The following is a 15,273-nucleotide window of genomic DNA, read 5'->3' as shown; positions in this document are numbered from 1 at the left end:
CGACGGGTCAGCGGACCGGGTGGCCCGCCTCCCGCAGCGTGTGCTTGACCTCGCCGATCCGCAGATCGCCGAAGTGGAAGACGGAGGCGGCGAGCACCGCGTCCGCGCCCGCCGCGATGGCCGGCGGGAAGTCGGACAGCTTGCCCGCGCCGCCCGAGGCGATCACCGGGACGGTCACGTGCTTGCGTACCGCCGTGATCATCTCGGTGTCGTAGCCGTCCTTCGTGCCGTCGGCGTCCATCGAGTTGAGCAGGATCTCCCCCGCGCCCAGCTCGGCGGCCTGGTGGGCCCACTCGACGGCGTCGATGCCGGTGCCCTGGCGGCCGCCGTGCGTCGTCACCTCGAAGGAGCCGGAGGCCGTACGGCGGGCGTCCACCGACAGGACGAGGACCTGGCGGCCGAAGCGCTCGGCGATCTCGCGGATCAGGTCGGGGCGGGCGATGGCGGCGGTGTTCACGCCCACCTTGTCGGCCCCGGCGCGCAGCAGCTTGTCCACGTCGTCGGCGGAACGGACGCCGCCGCCCACCGTCAGCGGGATGAAGACCTGCTCGGCGGTGCGGCGCACCACGTCGTAGGTGGTCTCCCGATTGCCGGAGGAGGCGGTGATGTCGAGGAAGGTCAGCTCGTCGGCGCCCTCGGCGTCGTACAGCTTGGCCATCTCGACCGGGTCGCCCGCGTCGCGCAGGTTCTGGAAATTGACGCCCTTGACGACGCGGCCGTTGTCCACGTCCAGGCAGGGAATCACGCGTACGGCGAGGCTCACGCCGCACCTCCCTCGATACTCGCGGGGCGGGTGTCCGGGCGGTAGGCCTCGACCTCGACCTCGACGACCAGACGCGGGTCGACGAAGCCGGAGACGATGACCATGGTCGCGACCGGGCGGACGGCGTCGAACAGCTCCTTGTGGGCGCGGCCGACCTCGTCCGTGTCGCGCGCGTGGGTGACGTACATCCGCGTCCGCACCACGTGCTCGGGACCGAGGCCCAGCCGCTTCAGAGCGGCGAAGGCCACGTTGAAGGAGTTGACGGCCTGCTCGTACGGGCCGCCGTCGGCGATGACACCGTCGACGACGGACGTGCAGCCGGCCACCAGGACGGTGCCGTTCGGCAGCTCCACGGCGCGGGAGTAACCGAACTGCTCCTCCCAGGGAGCGCCGGTCACCACCTTCCTGGGCTGGTCACTCATACCGCGGCCACCGCTTCCAGGGCCTCTTCCAGGGTGAACGCCTTCGCGTACAGCGCCTTGCCGACGATCGCGCCCTCCACGCCCGCGGGGACGAGCCCGGCCAGGGCGCGCAGGTCATCCAGCGAGGAGACGCCGCCGGAGGCGACGACCGGCTTGTCGGTGGCCGCGCAGACGTTGCGCAGCAGCTCCAGGTTGGGGCCCTGGAGCGTGCCGTCCTTGGCGATGTCGGTGACGACGTAGCGGGCGCAGCCCTCGGAGTCGAGGCGGGCCAGCGTCTCGTAGAGGTCGCCGCCGTCGCGGGTCCAGCCGCGGCCGCGCAGGGTGGTGCCGCGGACGTCCAGGCCGACGGCGATCTTGTCGCCGTGCTCGGCGATGACCTTGGCGACCCACTCGGGGGTCTCCAGGGCGGCGGTGCCCAGGTTGACGCGGGTGCAGCCGGTGGCGAGGGCCGCGGCGAGCGTGGCGTCGTCGCGGATGCCGCCGGACAGCTCGACCTTGATGTCCATGGCCTCGGTGACCTCGCGGACGAGGGCACGGTTGTCGCCGGTGCCGAAGGCGGCGTCCAGGTCGACCAGGTGGAGCCACTCGGCGCCGGCGCGCTGCCAGGCGAGGGCCGCCTGGAGCGGGGAGCCGTAGGAGGTCTCGCTGCCGGACTCGCCGTGCACGAGGCGGACCGCCTGGCCGTCGCGGACGTCGACGGCGGGGAGGAGTTCGAGCGTGCCGCTCGGCGGGACAGTCACAGGGTTCCGATCCAGTTGGTGAGGAGCTGGGCGCCGGCGTCGCCGGACTTCTCGGGGTGGAACTGGGTCGCCCACAGCGCCCCGTTCTCGACGGCGGCGACGAACGGCTCGCCGTGGGTGGCCCAGCTGACCTTGGGGGCGCGCATGTTCGGGTTGGCGGTCTCCAGGGTCCACTCGCGCACCGCGTAGGAGTGCACGAAGTAGTACCGGGCGTCGGCGTCCAGACCGGCGAAGAGCTCGCTGCCGGCGGGCGCGTCGACGGTGTTCCAGCCCATGTGGGGGACGACGGGCGCGTCGAGCGGTCCGACCGTGCCGGGCCACTCGTCGAGGCCTTCGGTCTCGACGCCGTGCTCGATGCCGCGGGCGAAGAGGATCTGCATGCCGACGCAGATGCCCATGACGGGCCGGCCGCCGGACAGCCGGCGCCCGACGACCCAGTCGCCGCGGGCGGCCTTGAGGCCCTCCATGCAGGCGGAGAAGGCACCGACGCCGGGGACGAGGAGTCCGTCGGCGTTCATGGCCTTGTCGAAGTCGCGGGTGATCTCGACGTCGGCGCCGACCCGGGCGAGGGCGCGCTCGGCGGAGCGGACGTTGCCGAAGCCGTAGTCGAAGACGACGACCTTCTTGGAGGTCTTGGCGGACGTACTCATGACCACAGGTCCAGTCGCAGCAGGCCGGCCGCCAGGCTCATCACGGCGCCGAACGCGAGCACGCCGATGACGCTCTTCGACTGCTTCTGCTTGACGAAGGAGTACACACCGCCGAGGAGGAAGAGCCCCACGACGATGAGGATGGTGGAGAGACCGTTCACGGTTACAGCGCGCCCTTCGTGGAGGGGAGGATTCCGGCCGCGCGCGGGTCGCGCTCGGAGGCGTAGCGCAGGGCTCGGGCCAGCGCCTTGAACTGGCACTCCACGATGTGGTGCGCGTTACGTCCGTACGGTACGTGGACGTGCAGCGCGACCTGCGCCTGGGCCACGAAGGACTCCAGGATGTGCCGGGTCATGGTGGTGTCGTACGCACCGATCATCGGCGCCATGTTCTCCGGCTCGGTGTGCACCAGGTAGGGGCGGCCGGAGAGGTCGACGGTGACCTGGGCGAGCGACTCGTCCAGCGGGACGGTGCAGTTGCCGAAGCGGTAGATGCCGACCTTGTCGCCGAGGGCCTGCCGGAAGGCGGCGCCGAGGGCGAGGGCGGTGTCCTCGATGGTGTGGTGCGTGTCGATGTGCAGGTCGCCGTCGGTCTTCACGGTCAGGTCGAACAGACCGTGCCGGCCGAGCTGGTCCAGCATGTGGTCGAAGAAGCCGACCCCGGTCGACACGTCGACCTTTCCGGTGCCGTCGAGGTCTATCTCGACGACGACGGACGTCTCCTTGGTGGTGCGTTCCACGCGGCCTACGCGGCTCATGCGCTCTGCTCCTTCTTCAACTGACGAACCGCGTCGAGGAACGCGTCGTTCTCCTGGGGGGTGCCGGCGGTGACCCGCAGCCGGCCCGGTACGCCGTTGTCCCGGACCAGGACGCCCCGGTCGAGGATCTTCCGCCAGGCCGCCTGGGCTCCCCCGGGCCCGTCGAAACGGCCGAACTGGACGAAGTTGGCGTCGGAGTCCGTCACCTCGTAGCCGAGCTCCCGCAGCTCGGCGACCAGGCGGTCGCGCTCGGCCTTGAGCTGCTCGACGTACCCGAGGAGGGTGTCGGTGTGCTCCAGGGCGGCGAGCGCGGTGGCCTGGGTGACGGCGGACAGGTGGTACGGGAGGCGGACCAGCTGGACGGCGTCGACCACGGCCGGGTGGGCGGCCAGGTAGCCGAGGCGCAGTCCGGCGGCGCCGAACGCCTTGGACATGGTCCGGGAGACGACCAGGTGCGGCCGGCCGTCGAGCAGGGGCAGCAGCGAGGGGCGGTGGCTGAACTCCACGTACGCCTCGTCCACGACCACGATCGAGGGCTTGACCTCCTGGGCCGCCTCGTACAGCGCGAGGACGGTCTCCGCCTCGACCGCCGTCCCCGTGGGGTTGTTCGGCGAGGTGATGAAGACGACGTCCGGCGCGTGCGTGGTGATCGCCCGGCGGGCCGCGTCGACGTCGATGGTGAAGTCGTCGTTGCGCGGGCCGGAGATCCAGCCGGTGCCGGTGCCGCGGGCGATCAGCGCGTGCATCGAGTACGAGGGCTCGAAGCCGATCGCGGTACGGCCGGGGCCGCCGAAGGTCTGGAGCAGCTGCTGGAGGACCTCGTTGGAGCCGTTGGCGGCCCAGACGTTGCCGAGGCCGACCTCGTATCCGCCCGTACGGGTCAGATAGCGGGCCAGCTCGGTGCGCAGCTCGACGGCGTCGCGGTCGGGGTAGCGGTTGAGGCCGCGGGCGGCCTCGGCGACCCGCTCCGCGATCCGGGCCACGAGCGGCTCGGGCAGCGGGTAGGGGTTCTCGTTGGTGTTCAGCTGGACGGGCACGTCGAGCTGGGGCGCGCCGTACGGGGTCTTGCCGCGCAGCTCGTCACGGATGGGGAGATCGTCGATGCCGATGCCGATGCCGAGGCCGGGCGTGTCGCTCGGCCGTCGTGCGGGGTTGTGCGCAGTCACTTGCTCTCCGGAACCTTCCAGCCGAACCGTGCCTTGATCGCCGCGCCGTGGGCCGGCAGGTCCTCCGCCTCGGCGAGGGTCACCACGTGGTGGGCGACGTCGGCGAGCGCGTCACGCGTGTAGTCCACGATGTGCACACCGCGCAGGAAGGACTGCACGGACAGGCCGGAGGAGTGACAGGCGCAGCCGCCGGTGGGCAGGACGTGGTTGGAGCCGGCGCAGTAGTCGCCGAGGGAGACCGGCGCCCAGGGGCCGACGAAGATCGCGCCCGCGTTGCGGACCCGGTCGGCGACGGCGGCGGCGTCGGCGGTCTGGATCTCCAGGTGCTCGGCACCGTAGGCGTCGACGACCTTGAGACCGTCGGCCAGGCCGTTGACGAGGACGATCGCGGACTGCCGGCCGGCCAAGGCCGGGACGATCCGGTCGTCGACGTGCTTGGAGGCGGCGACCTGGGTCTTCAGCTCGGCCTCGGTGGCCTCGGCCAGCTCCTCCGAGTCGGTGACGAGGACGGAGGCGGCCATCGGGTCGTGCTCGGCCTGGCTGATCAGGTCGGCGGCGACGTGCACCGGGTCGGCGGTGGAGTCCGCGAGGATCGCGATCTCGGTCGGGCCCGCCTCGGCGTCGATGCCGATCCGGCCCTTGAGGAGGCGCTTGGCGGCGGCGACGTAGATGTTGCCGGGGCCGGTGACCAGGTTGACCGGGGCGCAGCCGGGCTCGTCGCCGGCGGTGCTCCCGGCGTCTTCGGTGCCGTACGCGAACATGGCGACGGCCTGGGCGCCGCCGGCCGCGTACACCTCGTCGACGCCGAGCAGGGCGCAGGCGGCGAGGATCGTGGGGTGCGGCAGGCCGCCGAACTCCTTCTGCGGCGGGGAGGACACGGCGATGCCCTCGACGCCGGCCTCCTGCGCCGGGACGACGTTCATCACGACGGAGGACGGGTAGACGGAACGGCCGCCGGGCACGTAGAGGCCGACGCGCTCGACCGGGATCCACTTCTCGGTGACCGTGCCGCCGGGGACGACCTGGGTGGTGTGGGTGGTGCGGCGCTGGTCGCGGTGGACCATGCGGGCGCGCCGGATGGACTCCTCCAGGGCCGCGCGGACGGCCGGGTCCAGCTCGTCGAGGGCGCGCGTGAGCTCCTCGGCGGGTACGCGCAGGCTCGCGACCCGCACGCCGTCGAATTTCTCCCCGTAGTCGATCACCGCGGCCGCGCCATGATGCCGTACGCCCTCGCAGATCGGCCGCACCTTCTCCAGGGCGGCTTCCACGTCGAATTCGGCACGGGGCAGCAGGTCGCGCAGGGCGGAACCCTCAGGGAGGGCCGCGCCACGCAGATCGATTCGAGAGATCACGGGTCAATTCTCTCAGACGCCCCAGGAAGCCCGCCGTTCGTATCACTGGCTGATACGAACCACTCTGGCGTCTTGTCGCCACTCCTGACCGTTAGCGTTCAGTCCGTCACACAGCGGGAAGAACGGCTGTACGAATCCGGGAACCGGAATCGTGGGAAGCGAGGGGGCGGCAGTGACCGAGCCGCGCGAGGACGACGAGATGCCGGAGGGCCTGACCGGCCCCGAGCGGGAGATGTGGACGGCGTTCCGGGTCGGCGACACCTGTGACCTGCGAGAAGGGGTCGCCGAGCGGGACGACCCGTTCGCGGTGCGCGAGGCGTGGGGCGCCGAGCGGAGCGTACGGGCGGAGATCGTGGCGCTGCTGCTGCTCCACGGCCCCCAGGCGCGGGCCGGGCGGGTCGCGGCGCTGCGGCTGCGCGGGGTGCGGATCACCGGCGCGCTGAATCTGGCGGGCGGTGAGATAGGGCCTTATGTGGAGATGAACGGCTGCCGCTTCGACGGGGAGGTGGTGCTGCCGGAGGCCCGGTTCGGGACGCTGCGGATGGTGGAATGCGCCATCCCGCGGCTGGAGGCGGCGCGCCTGCACACGGCGGGCGATCTGCATCTGCCGCGCTGCCGGGTGGAGCGGGGCATCCGGCTGACGGACGCGCAGATCGGGACGGATCTGCTGATCAACCAGATCCGGGTGTGGCCGGACCGGCGCGGCCGGGCCATCGCGGCCGACGGGCTGGTGGTGGCGCAGGACTTCCAGGCCGAGCTGATCGAGACGTTCGGGGAGGTGAGTCTGCGCGGGGCGCGGATCGGCGTGTCGCTCAGCCTGCGGGGCAGTGTGCTGCGCGGCGCCCAGCAGCGCCGCGCGCTGAACGCGCCGCAGCTGACCGTGGAGCGCACCCTCTACCTGGACTCGGCCTGGGTCTACGACAGCTCGGGCAGTTCGACGACCACCCCGCCGTACGGGGTGACGCCGGCCCAGGGGGCGCGGCGCAAGGCCGTGGAGTGCCACGGCGGGGTGCGGCTGGACGACGGGCGGTTCGGCGACGCGGTGGACCTGCGCGGGGCGCGGTTCCTGCTGGACGGCGCGCAGCGGGAGGAGCTGTCGCTGCGCAGGATCGTCACTCCGGAGCTGCGGTTCAGCGGGGAGCGCCCCGAGGAGGGCCGGGTGGTGCTCAACGGGGCGAAGGTGGTGACGCTGCTCGACCTGGCCGGCAGCTGGCCGGGCCCGGGCGGGCTCGCGATAAGCGGATTCGTCTACGAGACGCTCGTCCCCTACGGGCACTTCCCGCTGTCCCGGCGCCTCGAATGGGTCGCGGCCGCCACCCCGGAGTACGCGCCGGAGCCGTACGAGCGCCTCGCGACCGTGCTGCGCAACAGCGGCGAGGACGCGGACGCGCGCGAGGTGCTGCTCGCCAAGCAGCGGCGGCGCCGCGAGACGCTGCCGGTCGCCGGGAAGCTGTGGGGGTACGTGCAGGACCTGGCGGTGGCGTACGGCTACCGGCCCGGGCGGGCCGCGCTGTGGATGGCGGTGCTGTGGGCGGCGAGCGCGTACGCGTTCTCGCGGTACGAACCGGTGCCGCTGAAGCCGGGCGAGGCACCACACTGGGACGCCACGCTGTACGCGCTCGACCTGCTGCTGCCGGTCATCGACCTGGGCGAGGTCGGGTACTGGCGGATGCAGGGGCTGTGGCAGTGGCTGTCGACGGCGTTGATCCTGGTCGGCTGGGTGCTGGCGACGACGGTGGCGGCGGGGGCGTCGCGGCTGCTGCGGCGCGGGTGACGCGCGGGCGGTGAGGGCCGGCTGGTGGTGCGGCGGGGCGGCCCGGAGGACGCGCGCCTGCCGCCACGGGGCGGCGGCAGGCTGACCGGTGCGGCCGGCGGGTCGGGACGGCGCGTGAAGAAAGAAGATAGAGGGGGGTCGGATCGGCACCGGTTCGCCCCTTTCTTTACGCTGTCTTGACCCCCGTCGATACAACCTTCCGGCCGCTACCAAAGCTTCACAGGCCGCCTCTGGCGCCGCCCTCACCTGCGGTTTTCAATGATTCGCACGATGTCACTGCTCCGCGCCCTGATCGGCACCGCACGCCTGGTCCGGCACGCGCCCCGGCTCGCCGCCGGATGCCCGCCGGACGACGACGTGCTGCTCGACATACCGGACGCTCGGCTGGCTCCGGCCCTGGTCGCGGCCGCCCTCGGCGACCCGGAGCCCGCCGCCAAACTCCTCGCCACCACCCGGGACGCCGCCGAGTGGGAGGACCGGGACCGCCAGGTCACCCGCCTCGCCGCCTTCGCGTACCACCGCGACGGCTGGCTGGAACGCTGGCTGGCGAGCGCGCCCGACGACCCGGACGCCCTGCTCGTCGCCGCGCAGCTCGCGGTCCGCCGCGCCTGGGACTCCCCCGCGCGGGCCGAACGGCTGCACGAGGTCGGGCCGCTGGTCGAGGCGGCGGCCGGAGCGGATCCCCGCGATCCGGTGCCGTGGCGGATCGCCCTGGACCACGCGCGCGGCGTCCGCGCCGGGCACACGGCGTTCGAGGCCCTGTGGGAACAGGCCCTGCGCCGGGCCCCGCACCACTACGGCAGCCATGTGGCGGCCCTGAAGTACCTGTCGGCCCAGTGGTACGGCTCGCACCACGAGTGCTTCGACTTCGCCGAGCAGGCGGCTGAGGACGCGCTGCCCGGTTCGCTGGCGCAGGCACTGCCGGTACGGGCGGCCTTCGCGCAGCTCGCCGCCCGCCCCGGGCCGGAGCACGGGGTGCCGGGCGAGCGGATCGACGCGGCGGCCGACCGGGCGCTCGCGCTGTCGGCGGAGTACCCGGTGGCCGATCTGTGGCCGGCCGAGATACGGAATCTGCTCGTCCATGTCCTGGTGGAGCGGGGCCGCTGGCACGAGGCGCTCGCCGAGTTCGGGCGGATCGGCCCGCACGCGACCGCGTTCCCCTGGCGGCTGGTCGCCGACGATCCGCTGCGCGGCTTCCTGGACGCCCGGGCCACGGCCGTACGCGAGGTGGCGCGCCGCACCCCGCTGCGGGGCGGATCGAGGGGCGGAACCGGGGACGGGGACGGGTTCGGAACAGGCCCCGGCACGGCCCTTCGCGCAGGCCCGGACACGGGCCGGGACACCGGCTCGGGGGCGGACCCCGCGGATCCGGACGGACGGCCCGGCCGAGGCGGGCCCGGCGGCCATTACGCTTGACCGCTGTGACCACCGCTCGTCTGCCACTCTTCCCGCTCAACGCGGTGCTGTTCCCGGGCCTCGTGCTGCCCCTGAACGTCTTCGAGGAGCGTTATCGCGCGCTGATGCGCGAGCTGCTCCGGACGGACGAGTCCGAGCCGCGCCGCTTCGTCGTCGTCGCGATCCGCGACGGCCGGGAGACCGCGCCCACGGCCCTCGGCCTGCCGGACCAGACGAAACTGTCGGAGAAGGGTCCGGGGGCCGGTTTCGGCCCCGACCCGTTCCGGTCCTTCCACGAGGTCGGCTGTGTGGCCGACGCGGTGTCCATCCGGGAGCGCCCGGACGGCGGCTTCGACGTGATGGCCACCGGCACCACCCGGGTGCGGCTGCTCTCCGTCGACGCGACCGGCCCGTTCCTGACCGCCGAGATCGAGGACGTCCCGGAGGAGCAGGGCGACGAGGCGGGCCCGCTCGCCGAGGGCGTGCTGCGCGCGTTCCGTACGTACCAGAAACGGCTCGCGGGCGCCCGGGAGCGGTCGCTGACCACCAGCGAACTGCCCGACGACCCGTCGGTGGTCTCCTATCTGGTGGCCGCCGCGACGGTGCTGGACACCCCGGCGAAGCAGCGGCTGCTCCAGGCCCCGGACACCTCGTCCCGGCTGCGCGAGGAGCTGGCGCTGCTGCGGGCCGAGACGGCGATGCTGCGTCACCTGCCGTCGCTCCCGGCGGTGGATCTGACGCACGCGCCGACCAGTCCCAACTGAGGAGAGAAGCCCCGGTGGCGAAGAAGCAGAAGAAGAGCGGCGGCGGGACCCCGGCGACGGTCGCGCTGACCGCGGCCGGCACGGCGTACACCCTGCACTCCTACGACCACGACCCGGCGGCTCCCTCGTACGGCGGGGAGGCGGCCGAGGCGCTCGGGGTGTCGCCCGCGCGGGTGTTCAAGACGCTGGTCGCGGACGTGGACGGGGAGCTGACGGTCGCGGTCGTCCCGGTGGCCGGGCAGCTCGACCTGAAGGCCCTCGCGTCGGCGGTCGGCGGCAAGCGCGCCGCGATGGCGGACCCGGCGGCGGCCGAGCGCACCACCGGCTATGTGCGCGGCGGCATCTCCCCGCTGGGGCAGCGCAAGCGGCTGCGGACGGTCCTCGACGACTCGGCCTCGGACCACGAGACCATCTGCGTCTCGGCGGGACGGCGCGGCCTGGAGGTCGAGCTGACCCCGCAGGACCTGGCAGGCCTCACCGGCGCCGTCCTGGCCCCGATCGGCCGCGCCTGAGCGCCCCCCTGTCCGGGCCCTGATCCTGATACGCCTCGGCCCCGTTCTCCACGCGCGCGTGGAGAACGGGGCCGAATCGCCGGAGGGGGCCGGTGACGGCCGGACTCAGTGCGGCGGGGCCTGCGGCGTCGGCAGCGGCGGCCAGGCCGGGAAGTCCTCGGCCGGCCGCGGTTCACGGGGCCCGAAGAGGGCCGTGAGCACCAGGTGGACGAGCATGGCGCCGATCGGCCAGGCCAGCATCGCCGCCGCCGCCATGTTGAGTTCGAGCGGCGCGTCGAAGGGGACCTTGGGCCCGACCGCCTTGGCGTGGGCGACGACGTCCTGACCCGGTCCGAACCAGACGCCCACGCCCCATCCGAGCAGCGAGCCGAGCACCCCGCCCGCGGCGAGGCCGAACACCAGCGGGACGCCGCCGCGCCGGTGCACCAGGAAGGCCAGGGCCGCGGCCACGGCCCCGAAGCCGAGGGCGAGCAGGATGAACGTCCCGTCCCCGCCGACGGCCGCCTCCGCCTCGCTGTTGCGCAGGTAGACCGCCTTGCCGTCGGAGATCAGGCCGACCCGCGGCGCCAGCCACAGCCACAGCAGCCCGAGCAGCGCGCCGGCCACACCCGAGGCGAGGGCGACCACGACGGCCTGCCGGACCTCGGCCGCGACACCAGGCCCGCCGTCGGGCGGCTCCGGCGGGTTCGCGGACCAGGGATCGGGCGGCGGCTGGTGCGGAGGCGTCAGGGGTGCGGTCACGACGCCATCGTGCCAGGTGTCCCTGTGGGCCGCCTCGGCGCATCGGACCGGATACGCCGCCCCGCCAAGATCATCCGGACGAGGAGCCGCCATGAGCCGGTACGACGTGACGGACGACCAGACCCGGTGGAACCCGTCCAACGGGGCTTCCCGCCTCTTCCCGCGCCAGGGGGAGGTCTTCGAGGCGGAGCTGGAGCCGCCCTCGGGCTTCCTGCCGCTCCCGCACCGGGACGAGTGCGCGGTCGGCAAGGCCGCGCTCGCGACCTTCGTCGACGCCCTGCGCGGATCAGCGCACCGCGGCCCGGCGGTAGGCCCAGGTCGCCACCACGAGCGAGACGACGCCCACCGCCCCGCACACCGCGAGGTCGAGGCCGACCACCGGCCAGTCCGGGTGGGGGTCGAAGGCGCGTGCCAGAGCCTCCACCCCGTACGTGGAGGGCAGCAGGTCGCGGGCCCAGGCGATCGGGCCGGGCATCCGGTCGGCGGGCAGGACGCCGAGGAGCAGGGCCGCGGACATGCCGAGCTGGCCGAGCAGGGTGGCCAGTTCCGGCCGGGGGGCGAGCAGGCCGAGGGCGGCGCCGAGTCCGGCGAGCGCCGCCCCGGACAGCGGGACGACGGCCGCGAGGATCCACAGGTGGCCGAGTGGCAGCCCGAAGAGGACGGAGCCGGCGACGGCGGTGAGCACGGTGCCGGGCACGGTGAAGGAGGCGTACGCGCCGGCCGCGCCGAGGACCACGGCGGCGGGCGGCACCGGGAGGGTGGCGTAGTGGTCGAGTCCGCCGCCGGCCCGGAGCTGCCCGAAGTACTGGGCGAGCAGGTTGAGCGCGACGAAGGCGACGACGAGGACGGCGGAGCCGGCCACCACGGCCCGGGCCTCCGAGCCGCCGTCCACGACCCCGCGCATGAGGATCATGATGCCGACGGACTGGAAGGTGGCCACGAAGAGCAACGGGATACGGGAGACCCGGGCGCGCGAGAGCTGGGCGCGGTAGACGGCGCCGAGGGCGGGCAGCAGCCGGGCGCGGGGGGCGAGCGGCGCGGCGCCCGGTTCCTCGTCCCGGGCCGGACCGGCCACGGCGGCGGCCGGGGCCTCGGCGGGCAGGGTGCTCAACTCGTCCAGCTCCTGACAGTCCACTCGTACGTCTCGGGTGTCGCCTCGCGCGCCGGCTTCCCCGGCATGGCGCGCGGCACACCGTACGGCACCGCGCGGGACCTCGGGTCCGTCACGCCTTCACCAGTCCCCGGGCCTGCCCGCCGAGCGCCAGGTACACGTCCTCCAGGCTCGGCGTGGCCAGGGTGAAGTCGTCGAGCGAGGCGAAGGCCGCCCCGCCGGTCACCGCGGCGACCGCCGCGCGGGCCTCGTCCGGGGCGAGCCGCAGCACCCAGCGGCGGCCCGACTCCTGGGCGAGTTCGCGCAGCGCGGCCACCTCGGGGAGGTCGAGCGGGGCCCGCTCGCGCCACACCAGCTCGACGCGGACCTCGCCCGCGACGCGTTCCTTGAGTCCGGCGGGGGTGTCGCAGGCGATGACGCGGCCGCGGTCGATGACGGCGACCCGGTCGAGGACGGTCTCGGCCTCGATGACGTTGTGGGTGACGAGCAGGACGGTGGTGCCGCGGTCGGCGCGGCGCCGGTCGACGGCGGCCCACACGGCGCGACGGGCGACCGGGTCCATGCCGGTGGTGGGCTCGTCGAGGACGAGGACGGACCGTTCGCCGACGAGGGCGGCGGCGAAGCAGGCGAGCCGGCGCTGGCCGCCGGAGAGCTTCTTCAGCGGCCGGCCGGCGATCGGGGTCAGGCCCAGTTCGTCGAGGACGGCGTCGCGTTCGGCGCGGGCCTCAAGGAGGCCGAGCCCGCGCAGCCGGCCGGTGGTCTCGGCGGCGAGGGCGACGGTCAGTTCGTCGAGGGCGGTGGACTCCTGGCCGAGGTAGGCGAGGAGCCGGGCGGCGCGTTCGGGGTGGCGCACCACGTCGTGGCCGAGGAGGCGGACGGTGCCGGAGTCGGGGCGCATCAGTCCGGTGAGCTGGCGGACCAGGGTGGACTTGCCGGCGCCGTTGGGGCCGAGCAGGCCGAAGATCTCCCCGCCGCGCACATCGAGGCTGATGCCGTCGGTGGCCCGCACCTCGGGGGTCGCGGGGGTACCGCGCCTGCCGCGTGTGGCGGGGTACGTCTTGACCAGATCCCGCACCTCGCACACCGTACTCACGAGGGAGCAGCCTACGGGGTCCGCCCGTTCTCCTCGGGCGCGGGGGCGTGTCGGGTGGCCGCGTGCAGATCGATCTCGCGCCAGAATCCGGCCCTGATCGCATACCGGTCGTGCTCGTCGATCTGGTCGTCCTTGTGGGCGAGCAGGCCGAAGCGGGCGGCGTAGCGGAGGAGTTCGCCGTCGATGCGGTGCGGGATGCGCGGGTACATGGCGGCGAGCTTCGGTACGTGGGAGGGCTCGGGCAGCCGGTCGAGCCAGCGCCGGGCGAACACCTGGCCGACCTCGTAGGGGTCGCCGCCGACGGTGGTGATGTCCTCCTCGCGGTCGGCCCAGCGCTGTTCGGCGCTGGTGAGCTGGGCGAGGGTGGGCAGGGACGCGGTCTCGGCGGGTTCGCCGAGCGACGCGGGGCGGTCGATCCAGCCGCGGTCGGAGGACCAGCGCAGGGTGGCGGCGGACTGCGGGGCGGGCGCGAGGGCGGTGGCGGGGCCGCGGAGTCCGGCGAGGTCCTTGGGAGTGGGGACGGCCTTGCCGTTCGCGGGTGCGGGCACGGCCGAACCGTTCACCTGGATTCCGGCGGCCCCTTCCCCGTTCGTCTCCCGGTCGGTGTCGCCGCCGCGGACCCCCGCGTACTCCGGTTCCGGTTCGCGTGCGGGCTCCGGCTCGCCGCCTCGGCCCGGACCGGGGCCCGGGCCCGGCCCCTGGTCCCCGTTCCGGTCCGGCCCGGAGGCGGGGGCCGGGGCGGCGTCGGCCGGCGCGGCGGCCCGTTCGGCGGAGGAGAGTCCGGACTCGGGCAGCGGCGCGGAGAGGATCGCGGCGATCTCGGGGCGGGGCACGGGCGGCGGGGCGCACGATCCGCCCAGCTCCTTGGCGCGGATGGCCCGGGTGATCCAGGCCCGGTCGAGCACCCGGCGTTCGTCGGCCTCGGCGACCAGGTCCTCGGACTGGTTGTAGTCGCCGTCGGCGGCCTGGACGGCCCACAGGTGGACGGCGACGCCGTGTTCCTTGGCGGACATCAGGCCGGGCAGCAGATCGCCGTCGCCGGTGACGAGGACGATGTCGGAGCAGGCGCGGTTGCGGGACAGCTCGGTCAGCTCGGTGTGCATGGCCGCGTCGACGCCCTTCTGCGCCCAGCGGCCGTCGCTGCGGGTCAGGGCGCCCAGCCGGACGGTGACCCGGGGCAGCACGCGCAGCCTGCGGTGCTCGGGCTGGGGCGAGCGGCCGGGCGCGCCGTCGAACCAGTAGATCCGCAGCAGGGGCAGCCGGGTGTCGGCCTCGGCGCACTCGCGCAGCTGCCGGACGAGCGCCGCGTGGTCGACGGTGATCCGCGCGCGGGCCGGCTCGCCCGCGAGGAGACTGGCAGCTGCGCCCAGCAGGTAGCCGGCGTCCACCAGGACGACGCATCGGTCCACGTGTTCCACCCTCTTTCGCCCAACTCTTCGGGGATCTCGGGATCGGATGTGCTCCAGGATCCTTCGAGTCTGCCCGACCGGGGTGGGGTTGAGGTCCGGAACTGGATCATCGGCGTGGCGAATCTCACTTCCGGGCGGTGCTTACGGTCCGTAATGATCCAAAATGCGACCCCTCGTACCGTATGTGAGTCTGACAGCGGCCCCGGCCTTTAGACCCCCTACGAGGAGGCATCACCCCCATGGCCAAGAACCGCAAGCAGGACCGCAGTCAGCAACAGCAGCAGCGCACCTCGCAGGCCGAACGCGGCACGCAGCAGGCGCAGCGGTCCTCGATCGAGGCCCAGTCGGAGCAGCGCACCAGCCAGGTCACCCCGGGCGACATGGCCCGCAAGGGCCGCCAGAAGCGCTTCGGGCACAACTGACCCCGCCCGCACACAGCACCGAGGGGCGCGCCCGTGACGACGGGCGCGCCCCTCGCGCGTGCTTCACCTGAGTGTGACTAGTGCTGCGACCGGAAAGGTTCACCGGCTCGCGACGCCCGGCAAACCTTCCCGGTCGCCACGACCGGGCGCTGCGCGAGGCGGGCGTACGGCCGCTGCTCGTCCACGATCCGGAGGCGCCGAC

Annotated in this window: 17 protein-coding genes and 1 pseudogene; 6 read left to right on the top strand and 12 right to left on the bottom strand. The window is 73.7% G+C overall.

Annotated features, from left to right (window positions below):
* Positions 1–7 precede the first annotated feature (7 nt).
* From hisF to hisD, 8 genes are read right to left on the bottom strand one after another with little or no spacing between them, the layout of a single operon-like run.
* Positions 8–763: an imidazole glycerol phosphate synthase subunit HisF gene (gene hisF, locus ABZ693_RS25180; RefSeq protein ID WP_359881349.1), complete on the bottom strand. Its 756-nt coding sequence runs from the start codon at positions 761–763 to the stop codon at positions 8–10.
* Entirely contained in the window at positions 760–1,185 is a 426-nt protein-coding gene (locus tag ABZ693_RS25175) for a RidA family protein (RefSeq protein WP_359881346.1), read from the bottom strand. The genes hisF and ABZ693_RS25175 overlap by 4 nt, the downstream gene beginning before the upstream one ends.
* On the bottom strand, positions 1,182–1,925 hold the full coding sequence (gene priA / locus ABZ693_RS25170; RefSeq protein WP_359881344.1) for a bifunctional 1-(5-phosphoribosyl)-5-((5-phosphoribosylamino)methylideneamino)imidazole-4-carboxamide isomerase/phosphoribosylanthranilate isomerase PriA: 744 nt from the start codon (positions 1,923–1,925) through the stop codon (positions 1,182–1,184). Before priA ends, ABZ693_RS25175 begins: the two co-directional genes overlap by 4 nt.
* The gene (hisH, locus tag ABZ693_RS25165) at positions 1,922–2,575 is read right to left on the bottom strand and encodes an imidazole glycerol phosphate synthase subunit HisH (protein WP_359881341.1); all 654 of its coding nucleotides are present in this window, start codon (positions 2,573–2,575) and stop codon (positions 1,922–1,924) included. The genes priA and hisH overlap by 4 nt, the downstream gene beginning before the upstream one ends.
* Positions 2,572–2,736: a CG2302 family histidine operon protein gene (locus ABZ693_RS25160; RefSeq protein ID WP_359881338.1), complete on the bottom strand. Its 165-nt coding sequence runs from the start codon at positions 2,734–2,736 to the stop codon at positions 2,572–2,574. The genes hisH and ABZ693_RS25160 overlap by 4 nt, the downstream gene beginning before the upstream one ends.
* A gap of 2 nt (positions 2,737–2,738) precedes the next feature.
* Positions 2,739–3,332, bottom strand: a complete 594-nt coding sequence (gene hisB / locus ABZ693_RS25155; protein WP_359881335.1) for an imidazoleglycerol-phosphate dehydratase HisB — start codon at positions 3,330–3,332, stop codon at positions 2,739–2,741.
* Positions 3,329–4,447 (bottom strand): histidinol-phosphate transaminase, encoded by a 1,119-nt coding sequence (locus tag ABZ693_RS25150; RefSeq protein ID WP_359881477.1) that lies wholly within the window; start codon positions 4,445–4,447, stop codon positions 3,329–3,331. The genes hisB and ABZ693_RS25150 overlap by 4 nt, the downstream gene beginning before the upstream one ends.
* A 47-nt stretch (positions 4,448–4,494) precedes the next feature.
* On the bottom strand, positions 4,495–5,850 hold the full coding sequence (hisD, locus tag ABZ693_RS25145; RefSeq protein WP_359881332.1) for a histidinol dehydrogenase: 1,356 nt from the start codon (positions 5,848–5,850) through the stop codon (positions 4,495–4,497).
* Positions 5,851–6,022: 172 nt separating this feature from the next.
* Here hisD and ABZ693_RS25140 point away from each other — a divergent pair, with 172 nt between their 5' ends.
* The 4 genes from ABZ693_RS25140 to ybaK all read left to right on the top strand — a co-directional run bounded on the left by ABZ693_RS25140 (position 6,023) and on the right by ybaK (position 10,295).
* Positions 6,023–7,624 (top strand): oxidoreductase, encoded by a 1,602-nt coding sequence (locus ABZ693_RS25140; RefSeq protein ID WP_359881331.1) that lies wholly within the window; start codon positions 6,023–6,025, stop codon positions 7,622–7,624.
* Between the two features lie 258 nt (positions 7,625–7,882).
* Positions 7,883–9,040 carry a hypothetical protein gene (locus tag ABZ693_RS25135; protein WP_359881329.1) on the top strand — a complete coding sequence of 386 codons (1,158 nt, stop codon included), beginning with the start codon at positions 7,883–7,885 and terminating at the stop codon, positions 9,038–9,040.
* Between the two features lie 5 nt (positions 9,041–9,045).
* A complete protein-coding gene (locus ABZ693_RS25130) occupies positions 9,046–9,783 on the top strand; it encodes an LON peptidase substrate-binding domain-containing protein (RefSeq protein WP_359881326.1) in 738 nt (245 codons plus the stop codon).
* A 14-nt stretch (positions 9,784–9,797) separates the two neighbouring features.
* Positions 9,798–10,295, top strand: a complete 498-nt coding sequence (ybaK, locus tag ABZ693_RS25125) for a Cys-tRNA(Pro) deacylase (protein ID WP_359881323.1) — start codon at positions 9,798–9,800, stop codon at positions 10,293–10,295.
* Positions 10,296–10,400: 105 nt separating this feature from the next.
* On the opposite strand, the gene ABZ693_RS25120 is transcribed toward ybaK, so the two are convergent.
* Complete coding sequence (locus tag ABZ693_RS25120; protein WP_359881320.1) at positions 10,401–11,036, bottom strand: DUF2567 domain-containing protein; 636 nt, start codon at positions 11,034–11,036, stop codon at positions 10,401–10,403.
* Between the two features lie 91 nt (positions 11,037–11,127).
* Between ABZ693_RS25120 and ABZ693_RS25115 the strand changes: the two are divergent.
* Positions 11,128–11,313: pseudogene (locus tag ABZ693_RS25115) on the top strand (DUF6086 family protein); the annotation flags it as partial.
* Positions 11,314–11,322: 9 nt separating this feature from the next.
* On the opposite strand, the gene ABZ693_RS25110 reads toward ABZ693_RS25115, so the two are convergent.
* The 3 genes from ABZ693_RS25110 to ABZ693_RS25100 all read right to left on the bottom strand — a co-directional run bounded on the left by ABZ693_RS25110 (position 11,323) and on the right by ABZ693_RS25100 (position 14,658).
* A complete protein-coding gene (locus tag ABZ693_RS25110) occupies positions 11,323–12,147 on the bottom strand; it encodes an ABC transporter permease (protein ID WP_435842530.1) in 825 nt (274 codons plus the stop codon).
* A 112-nt stretch (positions 12,148–12,259) separates the two neighbouring features.
* Complete coding sequence (locus ABZ693_RS25105) at positions 12,260–13,231, bottom strand: ABC transporter ATP-binding protein (protein ID WP_359881471.1); 972 nt, start codon at positions 13,229–13,231, stop codon at positions 12,260–12,262.
* Between the two features lie 20 nt (positions 13,232–13,251).
* Positions 13,252–14,658 (bottom strand): NYN domain-containing protein, encoded by a 1,407-nt coding sequence (locus ABZ693_RS25100; RefSeq protein ID WP_359881317.1) that lies wholly within the window; start codon positions 14,656–14,658, stop codon positions 13,252–13,254.
* Positions 14,659–14,888: 230 nt separating this feature from the next.
* Between ABZ693_RS25100 and ABZ693_RS25095 the strand changes: the two genes are divergently transcribed.
* Positions 14,889–15,071 carry a hypothetical protein gene (locus tag ABZ693_RS25095; RefSeq protein ID WP_359881314.1) on the top strand — a complete coding sequence of 61 codons (183 nt, stop codon included), beginning with the start codon at positions 14,889–14,891 and terminating at the stop codon, positions 15,069–15,071.
* Positions 15,072–15,273: the final 202 nt, after the last annotated feature.

This window comes from Streptomyces laurentii (assembly GCF_040635425.1).
GTDB lineage: Bacteria > Actinomycetota > Actinomycetes > Streptomycetales > Streptomycetaceae > Streptomyces > Streptomyces laurentii.
The sequence above is the reverse complement of the archived record's forward strand: the minus strand, read 5'-3'. Positions and strand labels throughout refer to the sequence as shown.